This is a genomic window from Streptomyces sp. RP5T (genome assembly GCF_003933965.1).
Classification (GTDB): Bacteria; Actinomycetota; Actinomycetes; order Streptomycetales; family Streptomycetaceae; genus Streptomyces.
This window is the reverse complement of sequence record NZ_RSAJ01000789.1, coordinates 1-3,236: the sequence shown is the minus strand read 5'-3', so window position 1 is coordinate 3,236 and position 3,236 is coordinate 1. Positions and strand designations below refer to the sequence as shown.

Here is a 3,236-nt window from a genome sequence, read left to right as displayed (position 1 = left end):
GGGCCGGCCCGTCCGGGAGGGCCCCTCGTCACCGCCGTCGCCGTCGTCGCAGGCCCCGGTGAGGACGAGGGCGGCGACGGCCAGGGCCACCGCCCAGGTCCCGTGTCGTGCAGGGGAGTTCGCGCAGGTCATGGCACTCCATCTCCGGGTACGGCGTGTGGCTGGCCTACCCGGAGGCGGGGGATTCATCCGGGGTGCGGCGGAAATCCCCCGTACCGGACGCGCCTACTCGCCGGTGCCGCCCCGGCGCCGTACCGCGAGGACCACCGCGGCCACCGCCACGAGGAGGCCCGCGCCGATGCCGGTCCAGGCGGCAGCGGACAGGCCGCCCCCGTCGTCCTTGCCGGTGTCGGCGGCCTGCGGGGAGGCCTCGGGCGTCGTCTGCGCGGCCGTCGGGGCCGGGCTCGCGGAGGCACTGGCGGACGCGCTCGGAGAGGGGCCGACCGCCTTGGCGCCCGGCGCCGCCGCCTTCAGCTTCAGGGTGGGTGCCGGGTTCTCCCCGTTCTCGTCCAGCTCGATCCAGCGGTCGACGTGCCCGTCGCCGTAGGTCTGGAGGGTCTTGAAGGGCACCTCCTTCGCGTCGGGCAACTGCCGTACGACGACGGAGTACTCAGCGCTCTCGCCGGTCTTCAGCTCCTTGCCCCCGACGCTGTAGCCGTCGTCGGTCGCGCTGAACTTCCAGCCCGCCGGGCCCTTGTCGTACGCCACGTCGGCCGGGGCGATGCCCTCGGGCAGGACCACCCGTACCTCCTTGATCCCGGAGCTGTCGGACTCGGCCTCGGCGTGGAAGGAGACGGTGACGTTCTCGGCGAGGGCCTGCGCCTTGTCGGCCTCGACCTCGGTGTGCGCGGCGGCCGGAACGGCGGCCAGGAGTACGGCGGACACGGCCGCGGCGGCCGCGACGGACAGCCGGGACAGGGGGATACGGGACATGGTTTCTCCAGGCAGGGCGGTACGGCGGGGCGGCCCTCCGGCACGATCCGGAACGGCGTCCCCGTGGGGTCAGTGGGCGAGAGCTGCGCTCGCCGCCGGAGGACCCCGCCGCACCACCGCGTGCGCCAGCAACGGCCGCGCGCTGAGCGGCCGTTCGTCGTGGGCCGGCACGACCGTCACCGCGGCCCCGGGTGCGGGGGACACGGGCCGGGCGAACAGCGGCCGGGTGGCGGCCAGTCGCTCCCGTACCGCGTCGAGCGCCGCCGTCACCCCGCGGGCCACCCGCCAGCAGACCGTGTCCGCGCGGTGCAGCAGGACCGCCACGAGGGCGGCGACCAGCAAGTGGGCCGCCGTCATGACGAGGGAGCCGTGGACCCGCTCGTGCCAGGCCGGGTGGACGTCGTGCGCATGCCCGCCGGGGTGCCGCGCGGCCGCGGTGAGCGTCAGCCACAGATGCAGCCCGGACTGCCCCGCGACGCTGCACGCGACGACCGTCGTCAGGCTCCTGGGCCGCTGCACGCCGATGAGACCCACCGCGAAGAGCACGGCCGTCGCGGCGGCACCCTGCTCCCAGGGCACCGGGCCCTCGGCGAGCAGGTGGTGGGCACCGACCCCGAGCACCATGCCGACGACGGCGAACACCGCGGCCCGCAGAACGGGCAGTGGCGCGCGCGTGGTCGGGGCCGACAGGTGCATGACCCGCCCATCATGGATCATCGCGGGACCGGTCGGCAGGCGAACCGGGGAGTGCGTGCGGACGCCGTCCGGTTCAGCGGGCGCCGGGCCCCTGCTCGGTGGACTCGGTGGTCCCGGGCCGCAGGACCTCTCCCTGGACGACCTGGGGCTCCGCACCACCCTCCCGAGCCGCGCGGGCCTCCGACTTGAGGATGCGCGTCGATCTGCCCGCCGTACGGACCAGTTCCGGGCCCTTCTTGACGGCGATGACCGCTATGACGACGATCAGGATGATCGCGAGCTCGCTCAGTCCGAACATGGGGATGGCCTCCGTCAAGGTGACGTCCGAGTCGGACGAGATGCCCGCCGGACCGGCAGCGTACCCCGTGGCCCGAGCCCGGTGTCCTTACCATGGACCGCCCGTGACGTGCGCGGCAGCGGAAGGGAGACAGGGCATGACGGACCAGCGGCGGCCCCGGCGGCGCGGTCAGGGCGAGCTGGAGGTGAAGGTCCTGTCGGCCCTGCGGGAGGCGGACGGACCGGCGACCGCCGGCTGGGTGCAGGAACGCCTGGGCGCCGACCTCGCCTACACCACCGTCGTCACGATCCTGACCCGGCTGCTGGCCAAGGGCGCGGTCACCCGGGAACGTTCGGGCCGCTCCTTCGTGTGGACCCCGGTCGCCGACGAGGCGGGCCTCGCGGCGCACCGGATGCGCAGGCTGCTGGACGGCGAGCGCGACCGGGAGGCGGTGCTGGCGAGCTTCGTCACCTCGCTCGACGCCGACGACGAACGCCTGCTGCGGGAGCTGCTGGGGCGGACCGGCGACGACGGGGAAGACTGAGACGTCATGGGGGTGTTCGTCCTCCTGCCGCTGGTGCTGCCGCTCACGGCCTGGCCGGTCGCCCGGCTCGCCGAGCAGCATCTGCATCCCCGGCTCGCGACCCGGCTGCTGACCGGCACGGCCGCGCTGATGGCCCTGTGCAGCACGGTCTGTCTCGGCCTGCTCATGGTGGTCGGCACCGCCCAACTGCCCGGCAATCCCCTGCCCGACGCCTGGTCCGACCCCGAGGTGCGGGAGGCCGTGCCGTACGACGAGGTGGTGGGCGCGGCGGCGGTCCTCGTCCTGCCGGCCGTCGCCGCGCTCTGCGGCCGCACGCTGTGGCGGCACGGCCGGCTGCGCCGCCGGGCCCACCGGGCGCTCGCCGGCCTGCCGGACACGGAGGTCGCGGTGCTCGCCGACGAACTCCCGTACGCCTACGCCCTGCCCGGCGGCACCCGTGACCGGATCGTGGTGACCACGGCCCTGCTCGCCGCGCTGCGGCCCGCCGAGCGCCGGGCCCTGTTCGCCCACGAACGGGCCCACCTCGCGGCCCGGCACCACCGCTTCCTGCTGCTGGCCCGGCTGGCCGCGGACGCCAACCCCTTCCTGCGCCCGCTGCGCACGGCGGTGTCGTACACGACGGAGCGCTGGGCGGACGAGGAGGCGGCACGGGTCGTCGGGGACCGCCGGACCGTGGCGCGGGCGATAGGCCGGGCCGCCCTCATCTCCCGCGGCACCCCGGCCCCGACCCTCGCGGGGCTCGCCCTGCCGGGCCCCGTGCCGCGCCGGGTGGCCGCGCTGCTCGGC

At 75.6% G+C, this 3,236-nt stretch carries 5 protein-coding genes; 2 read left to right on the top strand and 3 right to left on the bottom strand.

Annotated elements, in window-relative coordinates; translation table 11 throughout:
• Nucleotides 1-225: 225 nt before the first annotated feature.
• The 3 genes from EHS43_RS41030 to EHS43_RS41020 form a co-directional block, all read right to left on the bottom strand.
• Nucleotides 226-933, bottom strand: a complete 708-nt coding sequence (locus tag EHS43_RS41030) for a DUF1775 domain-containing protein (RefSeq protein WP_125195608.1) — start codon at nucleotides 931-933, stop codon at nucleotides 226-228.
• Nucleotides 934-1,002: 69 nt separating this feature from the next.
• Nucleotides 1,003-1,629 (bottom strand): hypothetical protein, encoded by a 627-nt coding sequence (locus EHS43_RS41025; RefSeq protein ID WP_125195607.1) that lies wholly within the window; start codon nucleotides 1,627-1,629, stop codon nucleotides 1,003-1,005.
• Nucleotides 1,630-1,702: 73 nt separating this feature from the next.
• Nucleotides 1,703-1,927, bottom strand: coding sequence for a twin-arginine translocase TatA/TatE family subunit (locus EHS43_RS41020; protein ID WP_125195606.1), 225 nt, complete (start codon nucleotides 1,925-1,927; stop codon nucleotides 1,703-1,705).
• 136 nt (nucleotides 1,928-2,063) lie between these two features.
• Between EHS43_RS41020 and EHS43_RS41015 the strand changes: the two genes are divergently transcribed.
• Entirely contained in the window at nucleotides 2,064-2,450 is a 387-nt protein-coding gene (locus EHS43_RS41015) for a BlaI/MecI/CopY family transcriptional regulator (protein ID WP_125195605.1), read from the top strand.
• Between the two features lie 6 nt (nucleotides 2,451-2,456).
• Nucleotides 2,457-3,236 (top strand): M56 family metallopeptidase (locus EHS43_RS41010; protein WP_148104245.1); only part of this gene is annotated, 780 nt, incomplete at its 3' end.

Coding starts and splice junctions, on each gene's coding strand:
- EHS43_RS41030 (WP_125195608.1), bottom strand. CDS start 933: ATGTCCCGTATCCCCCTGTCCCGGCTGTCCGTCGCGGCCGCCGCGGCC.
- EHS43_RS41025 (WP_125195607.1), bottom strand. CDS start 1,629: ATGCACCTGTCGGCCCCGACCACGCGCGCGCCACTGCCCGTTCTGCGG.
- EHS43_RS41020 (WP_125195606.1), bottom strand. CDS start 1,927: ATGTTCGGACTGAGCGAGCTCGCGATCATCCTGATCGTCGTCATAGCG.
- EHS43_RS41015 (WP_125195605.1), top strand. CDS start 2,064: ATGACGGACCAGCGGCGGCCCCGGCGGCGCGGTCAGGGCGAGCTGGAG.